Here is a 219-nt window from a genome sequence, read left to right on the forward strand (position 1 = left end):
TTTTAACCGATGAAGATAAGCTTGCGGCGTTTAAAGCTGCTTTTGACGAGCGTGGTATAACGATTAGCGCCCTTAGTTGTCATGGCAATGGGCTACATCCTAATCCGCAAGTGAGCAACGCCCATGACCGTGTGTTCGAACACACTGTACAATTGGCTGCAAGGCTAGGTGTAGACACTGTTGTTACCTTCTCTGGTTGTCCAGGCGAGTCGGAACATT

At 48.4% G+C, this 219-nt stretch carries 1 protein-coding gene; it reads left to right on the forward strand.

Annotated elements, in window-relative coordinates; translation table 11 throughout:
* A partial coding sequence (locus CHH91_RS19615; RefSeq protein WP_141234277.1) for a sugar phosphate isomerase/epimerase family protein occupies positions 1-219 on the forward strand: 219 nt, incomplete at both ends.

This window comes from Virgibacillus sp. 7505, assembly GCF_002272135.1.
Classification (GTDB): domain Bacteria; phylum Bacillota; class Bacilli; order Bacillales; family Amphibacillaceae; genus Terribacillus.